Origin of the sequence: Streptomyces sp. NBC_01197, from assembly GCF_036010505.1 — a bacterium.
In the GTDB taxonomy this organism is placed as follows: Bacteria; Actinomycetota; Actinomycetes; order Streptomycetales; family Streptomycetaceae; genus Streptomyces.
In genome coordinates this window covers 3,942,021-3,962,008 of the sequence record NZ_CP108569.1, presented here as the reverse complement: position 1 = coordinate 3,962,008, position 19,988 = coordinate 3,942,021, and the positions used below count along the sequence as shown (strand labels likewise).

General features: G+C 70.3%; 15 protein-coding genes, 4 tRNA genes and 1 other RNA gene. 10 read left to right on the top strand and 10 right to left on the bottom strand.

Annotation, left to right across the window (positions count from 1 at the left end; translation table 11 throughout):
- Nucleotides 1–77: 77 nt before the first annotated feature.
- The 3 genes from purL to purS are packed head-to-tail and all read right to left on the bottom strand — an operon-like array spanning nt 78 to nt 3,285.
- On the bottom strand, nt 78–2,360 hold the full coding sequence (gene purL / locus OG452_RS18045) for a phosphoribosylformylglycinamidine synthase subunit PurL (RefSeq protein ID WP_327296607.1): 2,283 nt from the start codon (nt 2,358–2,360) through the stop codon (nt 78–80).
- Complete coding sequence (gene purQ / locus OG452_RS18040) at nt 2,357–3,037, bottom strand: phosphoribosylformylglycinamidine synthase subunit PurQ (RefSeq protein WP_327296606.1); 681 nt, start codon at nt 3,035–3,037, stop codon at nt 2,357–2,359. The genes purL and purQ overlap by 4 nt, the downstream gene beginning before the upstream one ends.
- Nucleotides 3,034–3,285, bottom strand: a complete 252-nt coding sequence (gene purS, locus OG452_RS18035) for a phosphoribosylformylglycinamidine synthase subunit PurS (RefSeq protein ID WP_266855405.1) — start codon at nt 3,283–3,285, stop codon at nt 3,034–3,036. Before purS ends, purQ begins: the two co-directional genes overlap by 4 nt.
- Before the next feature lie 363 nt (nt 3,286–3,648).
- Here purS and OG452_RS18030 point away from each other — a divergent pair, with 363 nt between their 5' ends.
- The 8 genes from OG452_RS18030 to OG452_RS17995 all read left to right on the top strand — a co-directional run bounded on the left by OG452_RS18030 (nt 3,649) and on the right by OG452_RS17995 (nt 8,757).
- Nucleotides 3,649–3,966 (top strand): histone-like nucleoid-structuring protein Lsr2, encoded by a 318-nt coding sequence (locus OG452_RS18030; RefSeq protein ID WP_266855404.1) that lies wholly within the window; start codon nt 3,649–3,651, stop codon nt 3,964–3,966.
- A 221-nt stretch (nt 3,967–4,187) separates the two neighbouring features.
- A tRNA-Gly gene (locus tag OG452_RS18025) sits at nt 4,188–4,259 on the top strand.
- Nucleotides 4,260–4,345: 86 nt separating this feature from the next.
- Nucleotides 4,346–4,418, top strand: a tRNA-Gly gene (locus OG452_RS18020).
- A gap of 116 nt (nt 4,419–4,534) precedes the next feature.
- Nucleotides 4,535–5,443: an ABC transporter ATP-binding protein gene (locus OG452_RS18015; RefSeq protein WP_327296605.1), complete on the top strand. Its 909-nt coding sequence runs from the start codon at nt 4,535–4,537 to the stop codon at nt 5,441–5,443.
- Nucleotides 5,444–5,595: 152 nt separating this feature from the next.
- Nucleotides 5,596–6,339, top strand: coding sequence for an ABC transporter permease (locus OG452_RS18010; RefSeq protein ID WP_327299679.1), 744 nt, complete (start codon nt 5,596–5,598; stop codon nt 6,337–6,339).
- Nucleotides 6,340–6,474: 135 nt separating this feature from the next.
- Nucleotides 6,475–7,914 (top strand): sensor histidine kinase, encoded by a 1,440-nt coding sequence (locus tag OG452_RS18005; protein ID WP_327296604.1) that lies wholly within the window; start codon nt 6,475–6,477, stop codon nt 7,912–7,914.
- Nucleotides 7,911–8,663, top strand: a complete 753-nt coding sequence (locus tag OG452_RS18000) for a response regulator transcription factor (RefSeq protein WP_327296603.1) — start codon at nt 7,911–7,913, stop codon at nt 8,661–8,663. Before OG452_RS18005 ends, OG452_RS18000 begins: the two co-directional genes overlap by 4 nt.
- Before the next feature lie 21 nt (nt 8,664–8,684).
- Nucleotides 8,685–8,757 (top strand) — tRNA-Gly (locus OG452_RS17995).
- A 237-nt stretch (nt 8,758–8,994) separates the two neighbouring features.
- Here the strand turns inward: OG452_RS17995 and OG452_RS17990 are convergent.
- The 6 genes from OG452_RS17990 to ffs all read right to left on the bottom strand — a co-directional run bounded on the left by OG452_RS17990 (nt 8,995) and on the right by ffs (nt 17,655).
- Nucleotides 8,995–9,894 (bottom strand): phosphoribosylaminoimidazolesuccinocarboxamide synthase, encoded by a 900-nt coding sequence (locus tag OG452_RS17990; protein WP_327296602.1) that lies wholly within the window; start codon nt 9,892–9,894, stop codon nt 8,995–8,997.
- A 195-nt stretch (nt 9,895–10,089) separates the two neighbouring features.
- The gene (locus OG452_RS17985; RefSeq protein WP_327296601.1) at nt 10,090–11,547 is read right to left on the bottom strand and encodes a N,N-dimethylformamidase beta subunit family domain-containing protein; all 1,458 of its coding nucleotides are present in this window, start codon (nt 11,545–11,547) and stop codon (nt 10,090–10,092) included.
- A 339-nt stretch (nt 11,548–11,886) separates the two neighbouring features.
- On the bottom strand, nt 11,887–13,563 hold the full coding sequence (locus OG452_RS17980; RefSeq protein ID WP_327296600.1) for a hypothetical protein: 1,677 nt from the start codon (nt 13,561–13,563) through the stop codon (nt 11,887–11,889).
- Nucleotides 13,564–13,796: 233 nt separating this feature from the next.
- Entirely contained in the window at nt 13,797–15,047 is a 1,251-nt protein-coding gene (purD, locus tag OG452_RS17975; protein ID WP_327296599.1) for a phosphoribosylamine--glycine ligase, read from the bottom strand.
- 131 nt (nt 15,048–15,178) lie between these two features.
- Nucleotides 15,179–17,485, bottom strand: a complete 2,307-nt coding sequence (locus OG452_RS17970) for a DNA polymerase III subunit gamma and tau (RefSeq protein WP_327296598.1) — start codon at nt 17,483–17,485, stop codon at nt 15,179–15,181.
- Between the two features lie 73 nt (nt 17,486–17,558).
- Nucleotides 17,559–17,655: signal recognition particle sRNA small type (ffs, locus tag OG452_RS17965), an RNA gene on the bottom strand.
- 73 nt (nt 17,656–17,728) lie between these two features.
- Between ffs and OG452_RS17960 the strand changes: the two genes are divergently transcribed.
- Nucleotides 17,729–17,813 (top strand) — tRNA-Ser (locus OG452_RS17960).
- 64 nt (nt 17,814–17,877) lie between these two features.
- On the opposite strand, the gene OG452_RS17955 is transcribed toward OG452_RS17960, so the two are convergent.
- The gene (locus OG452_RS17955; protein ID WP_327296597.1) at nt 17,878–19,014 is read right to left on the bottom strand and encodes a tyrosine-type recombinase/integrase; all 1,137 of its coding nucleotides are present in this window, start codon (nt 19,012–19,014) and stop codon (nt 17,878–17,880) included.
- A gap of 264 nt (nt 19,015–19,278) precedes the next feature.
- Here OG452_RS17955 and OG452_RS17950 point away from each other — a divergent pair, with 264 nt between their 5' ends.
- Nucleotides 19,279–19,974 (top strand): HAD family hydrolase, encoded by a 696-nt coding sequence (locus tag OG452_RS17950; RefSeq protein ID WP_327296596.1) that lies wholly within the window; start codon nt 19,279–19,281, stop codon nt 19,972–19,974.
- Nucleotides 19,975–19,988 lie beyond the last annotated feature (14 nt).

Here is a 19,988-nt window from a genome sequence, read left to right as displayed (position 1 = left end):
ACCTCGCCTTGAGTCCTGGGGGCCGATCCGTCATGCAAGCCCACTGTCACGCAGGCCCGGGCACCACACCACCGGCCTCAGGCGAACAGCGCCGGAACCGTGGCCTCGTGCGCGCTCCTCAGCTCGCTCAGCGCGATGCTGAACTCGCCCTGGACCTCGATCTCCTCGCCGTCCACCACACCGATACGGGTGACCGGCAGACCCCGCGCCCCGCACATGTCGTTGAAGCGGAGCTCCTCGCTGCGCGGAATCGAGACGACCGCGCGCCCCGCCGACTCCGAGAACAGGAAGGTGAACGCGGACAGACCGTCGGGGACGATCAGCCGCGCGCCCTTCCCGCCACGCAGGCAGGACTCGGTGACCGCCTGGATCAGACCGCCGTCGGAGAGGTCGTGCGCGGCGTCGATCATGCCGTCGCGCGACGCCGAGATCAGGATCTCCGCGAGCAGCTTCTCGCGCCCCAGGTCGACCCGGGGCGGCACCCCGCCGAGGTGGTCGTGGACCACCTGCGACCAGGCTGAACCGCCCAGCTCCTCGCGGGTGTCCCCGAGGAGGTAGAGCAGCTGACCCTCCTCCGCGAACGCCATCGGCGTACGGCGGTTGACGTCGTCGATCACACCGAGCACCGCGACGACCGGCGTCGGATGGATGGCCGCGTCGCCCGTCTGGTTGTAGAGCGACACATTGCCGCCGGTGACCGGCGTCCCCAGCTCCAGGCAGCCGTCCGCGAGACCGCGGGTGGCCTCGGCGAACTGCCACATGACGGCGGGGTCCTCGGGCGAGCCGAAGTTCAGGCAGTCGGAGATGGCCAGCGGCTTGGCACCGGTGGTGGCGACATTGCGGTACGCCTCGGCCAGCGCCAGCTGCGCACCCGCGTACGGGTCGAGCTTCGCGAACCGGCCGTTGCCGTCGGTCGCCATGGTCACGCCCAGATTCGACTCCTCGTCGATCCGGACCATGCCCGCGTCCTCGGGCATCGCGAGCACCGTGTTGCCCTGCACGAAACGGTCGTACTGGTCGGTGATCCACGCCTTGGACGCCTGGTTCGGCGACGCGACGAGCTTCAGGACCTGCTCGCGCAGCTCGGCCGAAGTGGCCGGCCGCGGGAGCTTGTTGGCGTCGTCGGCCTGGAGGGCGTCCTGCCACTCGGGCCGGGCGTAGGGCCGGTTGTACGTGGGCCCCTCATGGGCGACCGAACGCGGCGGCACATCCACGATCTGCTCGCCGTGCCAGAAGATCTCCAGCTGCGAGCCCTCGGTCACCTCACCGATGTCGGTGGCGATGACGTCCCACTTCTCGCAGATCTCCATGAACCGCTCGACGTGCTGCGGCTCGACGATCGCGCACATGCGCTCCTGCGACTCGCTCATGAGGATCTCCTCGGGCGAGAGCGAGGAGTCGCGCAGCGGAACGGTGTCCAGCTCGACGCGCATCCCGCCCGAACCGGCGCTCGCCAGCTCGGACGTCGCGCAGGAGAGCCCGGCGCCGCCGAGGTCCTGAATGCCCGCGACCAGCTTCTCCTTGAAGATCTCCAGGGTGCACTCGATGAGGAGCTTCTCCTGGAAGGGGTCGCCGACCTGAACCGCCGGACGCTTGGCGGGGCCGGTCGACTCGAAGGTCTCGGACGCGAGGACCGAGACGCCGCCGATGCCGTCGCCGCCGGTGCGGGCGCCGTACAGGATGACCTTGTTGCCGGTGCCGGAAGCCTTCGCGAGGTGGATGTCCTCGTGCTTCATCACACCGATGCAGCCCGCGTTGACCAGCGGATTGCCCTGGTAGCAGGCGTCGAAGACGACCTCGCCGCCGATGTTCGGCAGCCCCAGGCAGTTGCCGTAACCGCCGATGCCCGCGACCACACCCGGCAGTACCCGCCGGGTGTCGGGGTGGTCGGCCGCGCCGAACCGCAGCGGGTCGACGACCGCGACCGGGCGGGCCCCCATGGCGAGGATGTCGCGGACGATGCCGCCGACGCCGGTCGCCGCGCCCTGGTAGGGCTCGATGTACGAGGGGTGGTTGTGCGACTCGACCTTGAAGGTGACCGCGTAACCCTGGCCGACGTCCACGACACCGGCGTTCTCGCCGATGCCGACCAGCATCGCGTCGTTGACGGGGACCTTCTCGCCGAACTGCTTGAGGTGCACCTTGCTGCTCTTGTACGAGCAGTGCTCGGACCACATCACGGAGTACATGGCGAGCTCGGCGCCGGTCGGACGGCGGCCGAGGATCTCGCGGATCCGCGCGTACTCGTCCTCCTTGAGGCCGAGCTCCTTCCAGGGCTGCTCGGCTTCGGGGGTCTCGGCGGCGTGCTTGACGGTGTCGAGGCGGCCCTTGGCGGCGCTCTCGTTTCGTTCAGTCGTCATGCGTTGACCAGCTTCTTCAGGATCGAGGAGAAGAATCCGATGCCGTCGGTACGCCCCGTACCGATCAGCGGCTCCACGGCGTGCTCGGGGTGCGGCATCAGCCCGACCACGTTGCCTTCGGCGTTGGTGACACCGGCGATGTCGCGAAGCGAACCGTTCGGGTTGCCGTCGAGATACCGGAAAGCGACCCGCCCCTCGGCCTCCAGCTCGTCGAGCACCCGCTCGTCGGCCACGTAACGGCCGTCGATGTTCTTGAGGGGTACGGAGATCTCCTGGCCGGCGGTGTAGTCGGCGGTCCAGGCGGTCTCCGCGTTCTCGACGCGCAGCTTCTGATCGCGGCAGATGAAGTGGAGATGGTTGTTCCGGAGCATCGCGCCCGGCAGCAAATGCGACTCGGTGAGGATCTGGAAACCGTTGCAGATACCCAGGACCGGGAGACCGGCCTTCGCCTGCTCGATGATCGTCCCCATCACCGGCGAGAAGCGGGAGATGGCACCGGCCCGCAAATAGTCGCCGTACGAGAAACCACCCGCGAGGACGACCGCGTCGACCTGCTGGATGCCCTTGTCACGATGCCAGAGCGAAACGGGTTCGGCGCCCGCCAGCCGCACGGCGCGCAGAGCGTCCCGGTCGTCGAGCGTGCCAGGGAAGGTGACGACTCCGATACGAGCTGTCACTTCTCTGCCTCCACCTTCACGGTGAAGTTCTCGATGACGGTGTTGGCGAGGAACGTTTCGGCGAGCTCGTTGATACGGGCGAGGGCGGCGTCATCAACCGGCCCATCGACCTCCAGCTCGAAACGCTTTCCCTGACGGACGTCGGCGATTCCATCGAAACCGAGACGGGGCAGTGCACGCTGCACCGCCTGTCCCTGCGGGTCGAGGATCTCCGGCTTGAGCATGACGTCGACTACGACGCGTGCCACTGGCACTCCCGGTGTGTGGTGCGAAGGCGGTCCCATCACACTACCTGCCCACAGAATCTACGCGGGTAGATATCGGACCGGCCCGATCACGGTCGGATATCGGGCCGGACAAGGGATCGACAACCGACCGACAACGGACCGACAACACCGGCGGAAAATCCTCGAAAAAATCCGCCTACCGGATTGCACTCGGACACGCGCATGTAATTGGGTGGGCTTCACAATGCGACGCCTTCCGCTGTACAAAGGAATTGGCGTAACTAAAAATCAGCCGTAAGGCCGACATCACAGCACGTCAACACGGCGGCACGCCTGCGTGACCCCGGGCAGGCGCGGTGATGTCGAAGGAAAGGACCGAAGTCCGTGGCTCAGCGAGTAGTGGTCACGCTCTCCGACGACATCGACGGCGGAGAAGCGGCGGAAACGGTCACCTTCGGTCTCGACGGGAAGTCGTACGAGATCGACCTGAATACCGCCAATGCAAAGAAACTGCGCAAGTCACTGGCACCGTTCCTGGAGGCGGCTCGAAAGCAGTCGAAGTCGGGCAAGGCCTACCGGCACACCTCGGTGGCACCCGACCCGGCGGCGGTCCGCGCCTGGGCCCGGTCCAACAAGATGGAAGTCCCGGCCAGGGGTCGCATCCCGAAGAAGGTCTACGAGGCGTTCAACGCGGCCGGCTGACCCGCCCCGGGCCGGTCGGCGGGCGTGGCCGACCGGGGTCGACTCGCGGTCGGCTCCTCGCCGACTCTTGGCCGGCTCCTCCCTGACTCGTTGGCCGGCTCCTCGCCGACTCTTGGCCGACTCCCCCTCGGAGTGCCCGACTTGCATTCCACCCCTGCTGGTCAGCTAGAGTCTGGAGCACGCCGAAGGGCGAGGCCGAAAGGCCCCGTTCGAAGCAGCGTGCGGGTGTAGTTCAGTAGTAGAACATCCCCCTTCCAGGGGGAAGGCGCAGTGTGCAATTCCTGTCACCCGCTCTGCATCGCTCTCCGGACCGGTCCACTCGGACCGTCGGGTAGAGTGGTGTTCGCACCGCCCGGTGAAAGCCGGTCGGATGCAATCTGCGGACGTAGCTCAGTTGGTAGAGCGCAACCTTGCCAAGGTTGAGGTCGCCAGTTCGAACCTGGTCGTCCGCTCAGCAGCAGGACAGAGAAGCCCCCGGTCGGATTCCGACCGGGGACTTCTCTGTATGGTCGCGCTCTGATGACATATGTCATCGGGCAGGGGCCCGGGGCGGGGGCAGCCTGGACCTATGACAGATGTGATTGAGGTCGCAGACCTGCGGCGCAGCTATGCCGGTGGGTACGAGGCGGTGGCCGGCGTCTCCTTCTCGGTGGCCGCCGGGGAGCTGTTCGCGCTGCTGGGGACGAACGGCGCGGGGAAGACCTCCACGGTGGAGCTCCTGGAGGGCCTGGCGCCGCCGAGCGGGGGCCAGGTGCGTGTGCTGGGGCATGATCCGTACCGCGAGCGCGCCGCCATCCGGCCAAGAACCGGCGTAATGCTCCAGGAGGGCGGTTTCTCCCCCGAGCTGACCGTGGCCGAGACGGTCCGGATGTGGGCGGGCTGCACGAGCAGGGCTCGGCCGGTCGGTGAGGCCATGGAGATGGTGGGACTCGGCGGTAGGGCGGCCATACGGGTGAAGCAGCTGTCCGGCGGCGAGAAGCGGCGGCTGGACCTGGCGATGGCGCTTCTCGGCCGCCCCGAGGTGCTCTTCCTGGACGAGCCGACGACGGGCCTCGACGCCGAAGGACGCAGGGAGACCTGGGAGTTGGTGCGGGAGCTGCGCGACAGCGGTACGACGGTCCTGCTGACCACGCACTACCTGGAGGAGGCCGAAGTGCTGGCCGACCGGCTGGCGATCCTGCACGAGGGCCGGATAGCAGCCGAAGGCCGGGTGGACGAGGTGGTGGCCGCACAGCCCTCGCACATCTCCTTCTCCCTGCCCGAGGGGATGGCGGTCGGCGATCTGCCGCCGCTGGGGACGTACGTCCGTACGGGCGGTGACATCCGGCTGCGCACCGACGAACTGCAGCGGTCCGCCACCGAACTCCTGCTGTGGGCCAGGGAAAAGGAGGTCGAGCTGCGGGGGCTCGACGTCCGGTCGGCCTCGCTGGAAGAGGCATTTCTCGGAATCGCACAGAAGCAGGAGGTCACACGGTGAGCACGACGGGGGAACGCACGGCGGCCCAGCAGGCCACAAGGGAACACACGGCAGTGACCCGAACCGGGGCCGGGGCGATCTGGGCCAGGCTCGGGGCCGTCGGGGCCAGGGCCGGGGGTGGCGAGGGGGTGCGGACGCTCTCCACCGGCCGGATGCTCGCGCTCGCCCGCGCCGAGCTGACACTGCTGGGACGCAGCAAGGCCTCGCTCGTCACCATGCTGGTGGTGCCCATCGCGATGACCTTCATGATCTCGTCGACGACCGACCAGAAGGCCCTGGACAAGGCCGGACTGTCGGCCGGCGCTGTGCTGCTGCCCGGGGCCATCGCGTTCGGGCTGCTCTTCGCCCTGTACAACGGCGTGGTCGGGGTCATGGTGGTCCGCCGTGAGCAGCTGGTGCTCAAGCGGCTGCGTACGGGAGAGGCCCGGGACACAGAGATACTCGCCGGCGCCTCCCTGCCCTCGGTGGTCATCGCGCTGGGGCAGTGCACGGTCCTGGCAACGGGCTGTGCGGTGGTCTTCGACATGGGTCTGCCTCCCGCGCCGCAACTGCTGCTATTGGGCGTTGCCCTGGGGGTTGTGATGCTGACCGCCCTGGGAGCGGCGACGGCGGGCATCACCAAGTCCGCGGAGGCGGCCCAGCTGACGGTCATCCCGCTGATGCTGGTGTCGATGGCAGGGTCGGGGGTCTTCGTCCCGCTGGAGATATTCCCCGACCGGTTGGCGTCGGTGTGCGAACTGCTGCCTCTGACCCCGGTGGTGGAGCTGGTACGGGGCGCCTGGACCGGGTCGATGTCCGCGCACGACGCCTTCGGTCATGTCCTGACGGCGGTGGCCTGGACGATGCTCTCGGTGTTTGCTGTACGCCGGTGGTTCCGCTGGGAGCCACGCCGCTGACGATGGCGAAGGCGGGCCCGGGGCCGGAGGCTCAGGCGGGCGGATCCGGTAGGGGCAGGGCGGGGCAGGGTACGACCCGTCCGGGGCCAGCAGCCGGGGACGAGCGTGGACGACCGGGGGGACAAGGGGTGCGTGATGCAGTGGCTACGGGGATGGCGGAAACGGGGCGGGTTCGCACAGGCCGACCTCTACTCGCGCGCGACGATATACGCCCTGCTGTGGCTGGCCGTCGCCCTGCACGTGATGTTGAGCGTGACGCGCCCGGTCCGGCACTCCGGCGCGCCCGCCGCACTGATCGCCGCTTCCTGCCTGCTCGCGGTCGCACAGGGGGTGCACTGCACCTCGCTGTCCTCCGGTGGTCTGGCCGAGTATCTGGGCCAGACCACGCTCCCCCGGCGGATGTTGGCCTTCGGGGCCGGTCTGATGGTGATGGATCTCGTGGCTGTTCTGGTGCTCGCCTCTGATGTCGGGCTGCGGGACTTCCCCGCGGTGGCGGTGGTGCTGTGCACCACCGTGACGCCGTTCACGATGTCGCACAGCCTGATCGTTCGGAAGCGCGTGTCGGCCCTGGTGCAGCTGGGCGCCCTGGCCGCGGTGTGCGGGGCGGTCCTGCTGCTCGGCGGCGGCCGGCAGCTGGTCGGTGCCTGCATGGCCTGCATGGTGTGCGGACCCGCGTGGTACGCCATCACCACCCGCTGCTCCGCCTGGCATCTGGGCGTGATGTGGAAACTGCACGAGGCCAAGGACGTGGAGGCGCGGCTGGCGGTCGCGGAGGAGCGACTGCGGTTCGGCCGGGATCTGCACGATGTGATGGGGCGCAATCTCGCCGTGATCGCGCTGAAGAGCGAGCTGGCGGTGCAGCTGGCCCGGCGGGGGCGGCCGGAGGCAGTGGACCAGATGACCGAGGTGCAGCGCATGGCCCACGAAGCGCAGCGGGAGGTACGTGAAGTGGTGCGGGGGTACCGAGGAGCGGACCTGGCCACGGAACTGGGCGGAGCCCAGGGCGTGTTGGAGGCGGCCGGTATCGAGTGCACCGTCACCGGTCCGCCGGACGGGCTTCCGGCGGATGTTCAGTCGGCGCTCGGCTGGGTCGTCCGGGAAGCCGCGACGAATGTCCTGCGCCATGGGGACGCCCGGCGCTGCACCATCGCGGTGGCCGGATCGGCATCCGAGGCGACTCTGACCGTCGAGAACGACGGAGCGGCCGGCGGGAGCGGCAGCAGCGCCTCACCGGGCACCGGCCTCGCCGGGCTGCGGGAGCGACTGACCGCTGTGGACGGGACACTTACGGCGGGCCCGGCCCCTGGCGGGAGATTCCGCCTCACCGCGGAGGTACCACTGACCGACACCGACAAGGCGGGGGCTCCGCTGCCCGACCGCCCGGCAGTACCGCCCGCCGACAGACCGGGGCGACCGGAGACCGGACCGCAGCCGCCCGCCGGCACTCGCACCACCGATCGCCTGCCGCCCTCCGCACTCCCGCCCGCGCTCAGCCCCACGCCCACCTCCACGGCGGCTCCCACCTCCGCCCCGCCGACCTCCACCGCAGAGGCAACCGAAGAGGCAACCGCATGACCGACCCGCCACCGGTGCCCGCGCCTGGGGCCACACCCGTACCGGCGCCCGTGCCGACGTCCACATCCGCGTCCCTGCCCGCGCCCGTATCCGCGTCCCTGCCTGCGTCCGTCTCTCCGCCGGTTCCCGCGCCCGTATCCGTGCCCATACGCGTGCTGCTCGCGGATGACGAGCACCTCATCCGGGGAGCGCTCGCCGCGCTGCTCGGGCTGGAGGACGACCTGATGGTCGTGGCCGAGGCCGCGTCCGGTCCCGAAGCGCTCGCCATGGCGCGGGCACACCGGCCCGATGTGGCGGTGCTCGACCTTCAGATGCCGGGGGCCGACGGTGTGAGCGTGGCCACATCCCTTCGTACCGTGCTTCCCGAGTGCCGCTGCATGATCGTCACCAGCCATGGGCGGCCCGGCCACCTCAAACGGGCGCTCTCCGCCGGAGTGAAGGGGTTCGTTCCGAAGACCGTTTCCGCACAACGACTGGCCGAGATCATCCGGACGGTGCGGGCTGGAGGGCGTTATGTGGACCCGGAGTTGGCAGCCGACGCGATCTCCGCGGGGGACTCGCCCCTCACGGCCCGGGAGGTGGAGGTGCTTGAGCTGGCGGCGGACGGCGCCCCGATCGCGGAGATCGCCGAACGGGCCTCGCTGTCGCAGGGGACAGTGCGGAACTATCTGTCGTCGGCCGCGTCGAAGCTGGGAGCGGAGAACCGTCATACCGCGGTGCGTCTCGCACGGGAGCGAGGTTGGGTATAGTGGACCCCGCGCACAGCGCATGCGGACGTAGCTCAGTTGGTAGAGCGCAACCTTGCCAAGGTTGAGGTCGCCAGTTCGAACCTGGTCGTCCGCTCAGCAGCAGGAAAGAGAAGCCCCCAGCCGGATTCCGGACGGGGGCTTCTCCGCGTGCGGGGCCCGCCCGGTCCGGGAGCGTACGAAGGGCCCTGGAAACCGCCGGCCGGCCAGCCGGCTTCGGGCCCTTCGCGCTGAAGCGCACCAGCGGTGCTGCCCGGGCCGGCCGGCCACGGGGCACGGCCACGACGCAGCTGCGGCAAGACCGAGACGCGGCCACAGCGCGGCTGAGACGCGGCTACGACCAGGGGGTCCCGGTCAGCAGCTCGTACGCCTCCACATACTTCGCCCGGGTCGCGTCCACGATCTTCTGGGGGAGTGCGGGCGGCGGCAGTTCGGCCTTCCGGTCCCAGCCGGAAGCGTCCGACGTCAGCCAGTCGCGCACGAACTGCTTGTCGTACGAGGGCTGAGCATGGCCCGGCTCCCAGTCGGCAGCGGGCCAGAAGCGGGACGAGTCCGGAGTCAGTACCTCGTCGGCGATGACGAGTTGGTCGCCGTCGTAACCGAACTCGAACTTCGTGTCGGCGAGGATGATGCCCCGCTCGCGCGCGATGCCGCGGGCCCGCTCATACACGTCGAGGGTCGTCCGGCGAAGATCGAAGGCGGTCTCCGCGCCGGTCTGACGGGCGACTTCCTCGTAGCTCACGTTCTCGTCGTGGTCGCCGACGGCCGCCTTGGTGGCCGGCGTGAAGATCGGCGCGGGGAGTTCGGAACCGTCGGTCAGCCCCTCCGGCAGCGCGAGACCGCAGACGGTGCGATGGGCCTCGTACTCCAGCAGGCCCGACCCGGTGAGGTAGCCACGGGCCACGCACTCCACGGGGACCATCCGCAGCGACTTGCAGACCAGGGTGCGCCCCGCCCAGTCGGCGGGGGCACCGGCCGGCAGGTCGGTGGAGATGACGTGGTGCGGTACGAGATCGGCGAGCTGGTCGAACCACCACAGCGACAGCTGGGTGAGCACCCGGCCCTTGTCGGGGATCTCGGTGGGCAGCACCCAGTCGTACGCGGACAGACGGTCGCTGGCGACCATCACGAGGTCGCCCGCCTCGTTCTGGTACAGATCGCGCACCTTGCCGGTGTGCAGGTGTACCAGGCCCGGCACTTCGAGCGGCTCGGGCTTTTCTACGAATCCGGACACGGTTCCTCCCCGTGGTTCTGTCCAAGCGGTGGGGTCGGTGTTGATTCTCCCGTATGCGCTGCGGGAGGGCCCCGCCAGGGTCGGTCCGCAGCCCGGGAGCGTTACCGGACAGGGTTGTCGGACGGAGTTGCGGCCAGGGTTGCCTGCCAGGTTCGGTGGCCGGCCTGTCGCCTGATCGGCGGGTCGGTCGTCTGATCAGTCGCGCTTGCAGATGCGGTCGAGGAGGTTGGCTGTCGCGCGCTGGATCCGGGAGTCCACGTGGCCGGGGCGGTCCAGCGCAGGTGACCACGCGAAGGTGCCCGAGGCGAAGACGAGCGAACCGGAAGGGGCGCGGTACAGGGATGTCTCCTGGTGCCGCATGGTCCCCTCGCTGTCCTCGTACGGCGAGTGGGCGAGCAGGATCCGGCTCTCGTGCTGCGGGAGCGCGGTACGCGGGAAGTAGCGGTCGGCCTCGCCCGCGACCAGACCGTCGAGCTCGTCGCCCTCGCCCGCTCCGGTCGCGTCCCAGAGCCAGTGCTCGGCGTTCCGTACGACCAGCGGGCTCGGGTCGGGGACCCGGCCGGCGTACTGGATGCCGAGGAGCTGCTGTTCCGGCCGGTCGATCTCGCGCCACAGGGTGGGCTTCCCGGGGCCGCGACGTTTTCGGCAGGTGAGGAGCCGGTCCGGGACACCGGACGGGGAGGGGGCCAGGTCGACCTGCCAGTACATCGTGTTGGCCGAGAGGAAGACGAGGGAGGTGCCGTGTTCGCGGGCGGCCTCCGTCGTACGCCGCATGGGGACCGACCAGTACTCGTCGTGGCCGGGGAAGACCAGGCCGCGGTAGCGGGTGGGGTCGATGCGCCCGGCGTGCAGGTCGCGGGCGTCGGCGTAGGCGAGGTCGTATCCGTAACGCTCCGCCCAGCGGATGAAGTCGTAGGCGTGGCCGACGTGCAGGGGCAGGCCGGCGCCCGCGTAGGGCCGGTCGAAGGAGACCGTGGTGGCGGCGTCCTCCTCGCCGAGGAGACGGCCCACGCCGTCCCACGCGTGGTAGAGGCTGGCGCCGGTGTGCCCGTCCTCCGGGTAGAGGTTGTAGGCCTGCCAGGTCACGTCGGGCAGGAGGAGCAGCAGATCCGCCGGGTGGCTGTCCCGGACGGTGAAGGGGATGTGGGAGCGGTAGCCGTCGACCGTGGTCAGCACGGCGACATAGGCCCCGATCGACCAGTACGACGGGATCTGCAGCCGCCAGGAGAGCCACCAGTGGTGGCAGGAGACCGTGCGGTCGGCAGTGAGCGGGGGCGGCTGCACGATCCCGGAGATCCACGGGCTGGTGGTGATCTTCGCCGCGCCGTCGCCGCCGTAGTGACCGATGCGGTAGATGTCGACGGAGAACTGCTGGGGCGGATCGACCGTGACATGGAAGTCGATGGCCTCGCCCGGGGCGGCCGCGCCGTTCGAAGCGAATCCCTTGATCTGCTTCTTCACGTCGTCGGCGGTGCGCGGACCGCTGGAGCGGTGGTGCGGGGCGTCCGGGGCGTACCACGGGACGACATGACCCGTGTCGTCCAAGTAGTGCTCGCTCCCGCGAAGCCATGGCAGCGGGCCCTGCCCGAACGGATCCGAGACGGCGTGCGCGAGGGCCCCCGATTCCCATCGCCGGATCTGCTCCGCCCCCATGCGGCTCCCCTTCCCTCGGCCGCTCAGGCACAACAGTGATGCACCGACTGTCAGCGACCGGCCCCAGCACATCACATAAGGCACTCACTCCGTCACTGTTCGTCGCGAATTGGCGAGCAGAGTGCCGAATTCGTGGAATGATCCAGGGAAGACTCCCGGGAAGTTCCGGACACGGGTCGGGCCGGGTGCGGGCAGGTTCCGGGTGCGGCTCCGGACAGGTTCCCGGCGCCGGCCCGGACAAGTTCTCAGCGGGTCAAGCGAGTTCAGGCAAGATCATCTGGAATGCGGGCCCCGGATGGCGGGCCATCACCGCCCGCCCCACGTCGGGCTCGCCCCCACTCACACCAGCCGCACCGGCTTCTCCGCGCGCACCCCCACGGCCGTCAGCCACCCTCGCAACGGCTCCCCGTCCCCGTCCTCCACCAGGCTCATCACGTGCCCGCCCAGGTCCGCGCTGCGCTCGCCGCCCACCAGCAGCGCGGGCCCGTCCAGCCAGTCCAGGCCGGGCGCCGCCCCGGCCGTGTCCACCGCCGCGCAGCAGACCATCGCGGTGACATGGTCGGCCAGCAGATCCCGCCCGATTCGGGGCGGCTGGAGCGGGAAGAGCGGGATCGCCCCGGTGTCCCAGAGCTCCTCGCCCTCCAGGATGCCGCCCGGCACAGGGGCCGGTGCTGCGGCCTCCTCACGGGCGACCTCGGCGGTGACGGCGGCCGCCAGCGCCTCCGTGTCGTCGGCGGCGAGATGGTCCAGGACGCGGGCCAGCGTCGGGCCGCCCGGCTCCTCCGCGGCCGGACCCGCTTCGGCCGTGCGGCGCACGCCCAGCTGGTCAAGGACGCGGTGCAGCCTGGCCGCCTCCGTACGCCATTTCCGGTCGGTGACCTCTTCCGGGTACTGCTGCCAGTCCACCGGGGACCAGCCGGGGCCGTTGTCGGCCGGGCCGCCGTGGAAGAGTCTGGCCGCGAGGAGGGAGGTGGCCGCGTCGACCGCGCCCGGCTCTTCCAGCAGGTCACAGGCAGGCCGTTCACCCAGCCGGGAGGTGAAGCCCTCGGCCAGCCGGTCCCGGCGCGACAGCTCGGTGAGCGCGGAGACCACTCCGGCGTCGAGACGGGAGGGCCAGCGGCCCATCCGCCAGGCGGGCAGCGCGACCCGGGTCAGCAGCCGGTCCCAGCCCGCGTAGGCCAGGCCCACCTGCTCCTGGGCGACGATCCGCAGCCCGTAGTCCACAGCCTGTGCGCGGTCCGAAGCGGCAGCCGCGACGCCGCGCTCCATCTCGGCCACATGGCCGCGGCAACTGCGCAGCAGCAACCGCGCGGTCCAGCCGATGAAGCCGTACGCGATCCGCCGCACCGGGCCGAGCCCGGCCCGGGACGAGACGGCGACCGCCGCGTCCAGGCCCCGTACGAACCGGCGCGAGGCCGCGATATCGGGGTGCGCCGAGGGCCCCGTACCGGCGATCACCGGCGCGAGGAGGGCCCGCAGCTCGGCCACCCGCATCCACCACAGGAAGGGTGAGCCGATGACCAGCACGGGGGCGTCCGCCACCCGGCGCGAACGTATCGACCGTATGCCGCGCACGGCACCCAGCGGTCCGTCGGATATGGACTGCGCGGCGGGGTGCGAACGGTCCTCCAGCCAGCTGTCGCAGTCGGGCGTCAGCGCTATGGCCGACGGGGCAGGCACTTCGAGCCGGTCCGCGAGGTCCCGCACCATCCGGTGCAGGTCGGGCGCGGATGACTCGGTGAGCGCCACCGTCGGGCTGACCGCGGGCCCGGCCCTGGCGATCACGGCTCCCACCCCGGCGGCCACCACGAGCACCACCAGCGCGAACCCCGTCACCACCCATCGCGCCACGTCCCAGCTTCCGCCGCTGAGACGGCCCATGGCGCCGCCCGCCAGCAGCACGACCGCGACCGCGGCCGGCAGCAGCGCGACGGCCAGCGCCCTGCCCCGGACCGCCAGAACGGCCAGCGCATGGGCGCGTGCGCCCCGCGCACCCCGCCTACCACGCGAATTCACACGCGCATCACTCGTACGGTTGTCGGACACGGCTGGACGTCACCCCCCTCTGCCCCTGCGACGGCTTTGCTCACTCCCCCACTGTGGCACCCGCCACTGACATCGCAATGCCGGTGGGCCAAGTGCCGGAATGCCTGCGCCGCAGACTAGTTGGGGTCCCGGCAAGCGTCATCCGGATGGGGCAGTCGTCACTCGATGGAATGGCTTTGGGTAAAGGTGCTGACGAAAAGCGGTCAGACGCCTGCGGCTTTCGCAGCGATGTCCGTACGATGCTGCGCCCCTTCGAGCCGCACCCTGCCCAGCGCGGTGTACGCGCGCTGACGGGCCTCCCCCAGATCGGCGCCGGTGGCGGTCACCGAGAGCACCCGGCCGCCCGCGCTCACCACCGCGTCGCCGTCCTGCCTGGTACCGGCGTGCAGAACGTACGCATGGGGCGCATCCTGGGCCGCCACCTCGTCGAGCCCGCCGATGGGGTCACCCGTGCGCGGAGTGTCCGGGTAGTTGTGCGAGGCGATGACGACGGTCACGGCAGCCTCGTCGCGCCAGTTCAGCGGGGGGACCGTGTCGAGGGTGCCGTTGGCCGCGTTCAGCAGGACACCGGCCAGCGGGGTCTTCAGCCTGGCCAGCACCACCTGGGTCTCGGGGTCGCCGAACCGGGCGTTGAACTCGATGACCCGCACCCCGCGTGAGGTGATCGCGAGGCCCGCGTACAGCAGCCCCGCGAAGGGCGTACCCCGGCGGCGCAGCTCGTCGACGGTCGGCTGGAGCACGGTCTGCATGACCTCGTCGACCAGCTTGGGGTCGGCCCAGGGGAGCGGGGAGTACGCGCCCATGCCGCCGGTGTTGGGCCCCTCGTCGCCGTCGAGCGCGCGCTTGAAGTCCTGCGCGGGCTGGAGCGGGAGGACGGTCACCCCGTCCGAGATCGCGAAGAGCGAGACCTCCGGGCCGTCCAGGAACTCCTCGATGACCACACGGCCGCAGGCCAGCGCATGGGCGCGGGCGGCCGCGACGTCCTCGGTCACGACGACGCCCTTGCCGGCGGCCAGACCGTCGTCCTTCACCACGTACGGGGCGCCGAAGGCGTCGAGCGCCGTGTCGATCTCCGCCGGGGTGGTGCAGACATAGGCACGGGCGGTGGGGACGTTCGCCCCCGCCATCACGTCCTTGGCGAAGGCCTTGGAGCCCTCCAGCTGCGCGGCTTCGCGGCTCGGACCGAAGCACGGGATACCAGCGTCCCGTACGGCGTCGGCGACACCGGCGACCAGGGGCGCCTCGGGGCCGACGACGACGAGTCCGGCGCCGAGGCGGACGGCGAGCCGGGCGACGTCCGCGCCGTCCAGCGCGTCCACCGCGTGCAGCTCGGCCACTTCCGCGATGCCCGCGTTGCCGGGGGCACAGTGCAGGGAGGTGACCTCGGGGTCGAGGGAAAGAGAGCGGCACAGGGCGTGTTCGCGGGCGCCGCCGCCGATGACAAGGACCTTCACGGTGCGAAGCCTAGCCCGCGCACCGGGGCCGGCCCGGCGCGGGCCTTGTGCGGGCCACCGAAAGCGGCGGACGCACGTGTTCGTAGCTTCCTCCACGTACGTGACGCGGCCGGTTACTCGTTCTGATCGGTCTACTCGTTCGTGTACTCCTCGACCACGGTCGCCCCCAGCTCGCGCACGATCAGATCGTGGCCGGAGAGCGCCGAGTCGACCAGGTCGGGGTCGTCGTCCTCGGGGGTGTCGTCCTCCAGCGAGACGGGCGGCGGACCGTCCGGCACCGGCGGCTCGGGCTCCCGGAAGGCCTGCGGCCGCTGGCGCGGCGGGGGTTCAGGGGCGGGCGGCTGCTGGACCGGTCCGGACGCGGCGGAACCGCCTCCGGCCTGGGGCGCCGGGCGCGGCGGCGCGGGGGAGGAACCGCCGGGGCCGGGGTGATTGCTGCCGCCCGGAGGCTGCGTACCGCCGGAGGGGTCGACGATCGCGTCGACTCTCCACTGGACGTGGAACTGGTCGGCGAGGACCTGCTTCAGTACGTCCTCGCTGCCGCTGGACGCGAAGTTGTCCCGGGCGCCCGAATTGGGGAAGCCGAGCTGGAGGGTGGTCCCGTCGAAACCGGCGACCTGGGCGTTCTGACTGAGCAGGATCCAGGTAAAGCGGCGCCGGTTCTTGACGGCCTCAAGGATGTCGGGCCACATGTTCCGCACCTGGGCCGCCCCCTGTGCCATGCCGGGGGCGGGCGCGGCGGGGGGCGCGGACGGCGGGGCGGCGGACGCAGCCGGAGGGGCCGCCTGCGCGGGCTGCCCCTGCCCCGGAGCAGTGGCCGACGGCCAACTGCCCGCCGGGCGCTGCGACTGAGGCTGGGTCTGCGACTGGGCCGCGGGGGCGGCAGCACCGGGCCAGGCTCCGGGCTGCCGTGCGGCGGAGGCCGGGGCGGGAGGCTGCGCGGGAGCGGCGGGCTGAGCGGACGTAGCGGCCGGAGCGGCCGAGGGGGCATTCGCAGCCTCAGCGGAAGGCCCGGCCGGAGCAGGGGGGGCACCCGCAGGACCTGCGCCGGGCGCCGCACCACCGCCGGCCCCGGCACCCGGGCTGTCCCCCCGGGCAGCGGCGCGGGCGGCGGCGGGCCCCGTGCCGGGCGCAACCGTCATGCCGGGCCCGGAAGGGCCCCCAGTCCCAACAGGCCCACCCGGCCCGCCAGTCGTCGCGGCGGGCGCAGCCATCGTCGGATGCGCCTCGGCGCCCGGTACGTACCCCATGGCGGGCCCCTGCCCGCCGGGCACAAAGGCGCCGCCGCGCTCCAGGCGGTCCAGCCGGGCCTGCAGGGAGCGCTCGTCGTCGAAGGCGGCCGGGAGCAGCACCCGCGCACAGATCAGTTCGAGCTGGAGCCGCGGGGAGGTGGCACCGCGCATCTCGGTGAGCCCGGTGTTGACCAGGTCCGCCGCGCGGCTCAGCTCGGCGGCGCCGAAGACGGAGGCCTGCGCCTGCATCCGCGCGACGACATCCGCCGGAGCGTCGATCAGCCCCTTCTCCCCCGCGTCCGGCACGGCGGCCAGGATCACCAGGTCGCGCAGCCGCTCCAGGAGGTCGGCCACGAACCGGCGTGGATCATTGCCGCGCTCGATGACCTGGTCGACGAGCTCGAAGGCGGCGGCTCCGTCCGAGGAGGCGAAGGCATCGATGACGGAGTCGAGGAGCGTCCCGTCCGTGTAGCCGAGGAGGGCGGTGGCCATGGCATACGTCACACCTTCCTCGCCCGCGCCTGCCAGCAACTGGTCCATGACGGACATAGAGTCCCGCACGGACCCCGCCCCGGCCCGCACGACGAGGGGCAGCACGCCGTCCGCGACCTGGGCGCCCTCCTGCCCGCACACCTCGCCGAGGTAGTCGCGCAGGGTGCTGGGCGGCACAAGCCGGAAGGGGTAGTGGTGCGTACGCGACCGGATGGTACCGATGACCTTCTCGGGTTCGGTGGTCGCGAAGATGAACTTGAGATGCTCCGGGGGCTCCTCGACCACCTTCAGCAGGGCGTTGAACCCCGCCGACGTGACCATGTGCGCCTCGTCGATGATGTAGATCTTGTAACGACTGCTCGCCGGCCCGAAGAACGCCTTCTCGCGCAGATCACGGGCGTCGTCCACGCCACCGTGCGAAGCCGCGTCGATCTCGATGACATCGATCGACCCCGGCCCGTTGCGCGCGAGGTCCTGGCAGGACTGGCACTCACCGCACGGCGTGGGAGTGGGCCCCTGCTCACAGTTCAGACAGCGGGCGAGGATCCGCGCACTGGTGGTCTTGCCACAGCCGCGCGGCCCGCTGAACAGATACGCGTGGTTGACCCGGTTGTTCCGCAGAGCCTGCTGCAACGGGGCAGTGACGTGCTCCTGCCCGATGACCTCGGCGAACGATTCGGGACGGTAGCGGCGGTAGAGCGCAAGGGACGACACATGTACGAGGTTATCGGGGCCCACTGACAACCCACGCCCCGAGCGACCCACACCCGGAGAACGCCCCGGGAACGCAAAGGGCCCCCCACGCACCCGCCAGAGCCAACCTACCCTTGCTGCCTTCCGGCCCTGGGGGAGTTCAGTCAGATAGCGCCACGTGAGGGGCTGACCCACACCCTAGCTGATCCACCGGGGTGGAATCGAGTTCGCTAGCACTCCTCAACGTCTTGTATTGTTTGCCGCGGAGGATTCGCCTAGTGGCCTAGGGCGCACGCTTGGAAAGCGTGTTGGGGGCAACCCCTCACGAGTTCGAATCTCGTATCCTCCGCAGCTAGAAGGCCCGGACCGTTCACACGGTCCGGGCCTTCTGCTTGTGCAGTCTCAACCACAGCTCAACGAGGCTGTTCGGGGGCCTCCTTCGATGTTCCCTCGTCGCTCTTCGCGATCTCCCAGATGAGTCCACCAACCTGCTTGGCCGCGTCTTGCAGGATGCCGCCGGTCACGTGCTGGTAGCGGGCCGCCATCGCCGTGGACGACCAGCCCATGATCTGCATCACTACGCGCTCCGGGACTCCCAGGATGAGCAGCACCGTGGCGGCGGTGTGCCGGGCATCGTGCAAGCGCCCGTCGCGCACCTTGGCATCGATGAGCAACTGCTTCCACGCGTCGTAGTCAGTACTCGGCACCAAGGGGGCGCCGACGGGTGAGGTGAAGACGAACCCCCGTCTCGCACCACTCCTGAGCGGCCCGACGGCGCTCCTGATCCTGTTCCTTGCGGTGCAGCTCCAGGAGACGGACCAGTTCGTCCGGCACGCCGATGGCCCGGCGCCCGGCACGGACTTCGTGTTGGCCGTGTCCTCGTTCTTCCTGACGCGCTGCTTGCAGTAGCCGGGCTTGCTTCCGCACTCTCCCCCGCAGCCGTGCAGGTACTTGGGCCGCAGACGGTTCTTGCGGACCCGCAGGATTCCTGCCGGGAGGTCCACGTCCGACCAGCGCAGCTCCAGTGCTTCGCCCTGACGGAGGCCGAGGGCGAGCGCGATGGACCAGCGTGCGCTGTTCCGTAGCTTGGCCGCTTCGGAGAGGAGTTGCTGCACCTCTTCGATGTCGTACGGCTCCACCTCTTCGTCTTCGATGCGGGGCGGGACGGCGAGCGTGGCGACGTTCCGGGTGACGTGGCCGCGCCTCATGGCGTGGTTGAGCGCTGTTCGGATGGTGCGGTGAGCCTGGTGGGCGGTTGCGGGCTTACTGCCGTTGGCCAGCATCTTCGTGTAGAAGCGCTCCAGGTGTTCCGGCTCCAGCTTGTCGAGGCGATGAGCACCGAGACCGGGAGTCAGGTGGACTCTGACGGCAATCTCGTACCCGGCATAGGTGTTCTCCCGCACCGACGGTTCGGCGATCTCCTCCACCCAGTGCTGAAGCCATGTCTTGACGGCCCACACCCGCCCCGGCTTCCGGACCTTTCCCGCGTCTCCCTGCTTCTCCAGCTCGCGAACCTTCTTGATGACCTCCCCTTCATTGAGCTTGCTCATGACATGGCGTCGGTCCTCGCCGGCCGGCACCTCACCCCTGCTGCTCCGGGGCCACTGCGTGATCTGTCGCAAGCCGGTGTCCCGTGTCATCGAACCTTGAGTGATGTCACCGAAGGTTGAGCGGTGTGCTCGCTTGCCTCGTCTGCTCGGTCAGGTCAGAGCCTGTTTCTGATCCTGGGAGCGGTCTCGCGGTCTTGACGCTCGACAGTGAACTGTCGCCAGGGTCCTGACGCTCGACGGTGTGCTGCGGCTAGGGTCGCGATCATGACGATTAAGGGTGTGTTGTTCGACGCGTCCGGGACCCTGCTGCGGATTGAGTCAGCCCAGAGCTGGCTGCGCGGGGTGCTCGACGATCGCGGCATCGAGGCATCTGACGAGGAAGTACGGCTGTATGGGGAGCGGCTCGACGCCGCGGGGGCCGTACCCGGTGGCACGCCGCCACGGGTGGTGCCGGATCAGCTGGCCGCGGTGTGGCGGGCGCGCGACAGCAGCGAGGAGGCGCACCGTGCGGCGTTCACCGGTCTGGCGCGGCGGGCGGACCTGCCCTGGGAGGGCCTGTACGACGCGCTGTATGAGCGGACGTTCCAGCCGGCCGCATGGCGGCTCTACCCGGACGCCCTCGACGTGCTGCGCGGGCTGCGCGAGCGGGGTGTGCGGATCGCGGTCGTGAGCAACGTCGGCTGGGACTGGCGGCCGGTTTTCGACGCGCTCGGCCTCACGCCGTACATCGACGCAAACATATTCTCGTACGAGGTGGGGATGGACAAACCCGATCCACGGATCTTCCGGCTCGCCTGCGACCAGCTGGGCGTCAACCCCGCCGAAGCACTGATGGTCGGTGACGAGCGGCAGAAGGATGGCGGGGCCGAGACGGTCGGGTGCCGCTACCTGCCGGTGGAGCACCTTCCGGTAGAGAGCCGGCCGGACGGGCTGCAGGCTGTGCTCGGGATGGTGGCGTGACGCTGCCGCTCCGC

Bases quoted from the DNA above. Each gene is read 5' to 3' on its own strand.
- OG452_RS17985 (WP_327296601.1), bottom strand. From the start codon at position 11,547: ATGGGGGCGGAGCAGATCCGGCGATGGGAATCGGGGGCCCTCGCGCAC.
- OG452_RS18010 (WP_327299679.1), top strand. From the start codon at position 5,596: ATGCTCGCGCTCGCCCGCGCCGAGCTGACACTGCTGGGACGCAGCAAG.
- OG452_RS18000 (WP_327296603.1), top strand. From the start codon at position 7,911: ATGACCGACCCGCCACCGGTGCCCGCGCCTGGGGCCACACCCGTACCG.
- OG452_RS17955 (WP_327296597.1), bottom strand. From the start codon at position 19,014: ATGAGCAAGCTCAATGAAGGGGAGGTCATCAAGAAGGTTCGCGAGCTG.
- OG452_RS17950 (WP_327296596.1), top strand. From the start codon at position 19,279: ATGACGATTAAGGGTGTGTTGTTCGACGCGTCCGGGACCCTGCTGCGG.
- OG452_RS18015 (WP_327296605.1), top strand. From the start codon at position 4,535: ATGACAGATGTGATTGAGGTCGCAGACCTGCGGCGCAGCTATGCCGGT.
- OG452_RS18005 (WP_327296604.1), top strand. From the start codon at position 6,475: ATGCAGTGGCTACGGGGATGGCGGAAACGGGGCGGGTTCGCACAGGCC.
- purL (WP_327296607.1), bottom strand. From the start codon at position 2,360: ATGACGACTGAACGAAACGAGAGCGCCGCCAAGGGCCGCCTCGACACC.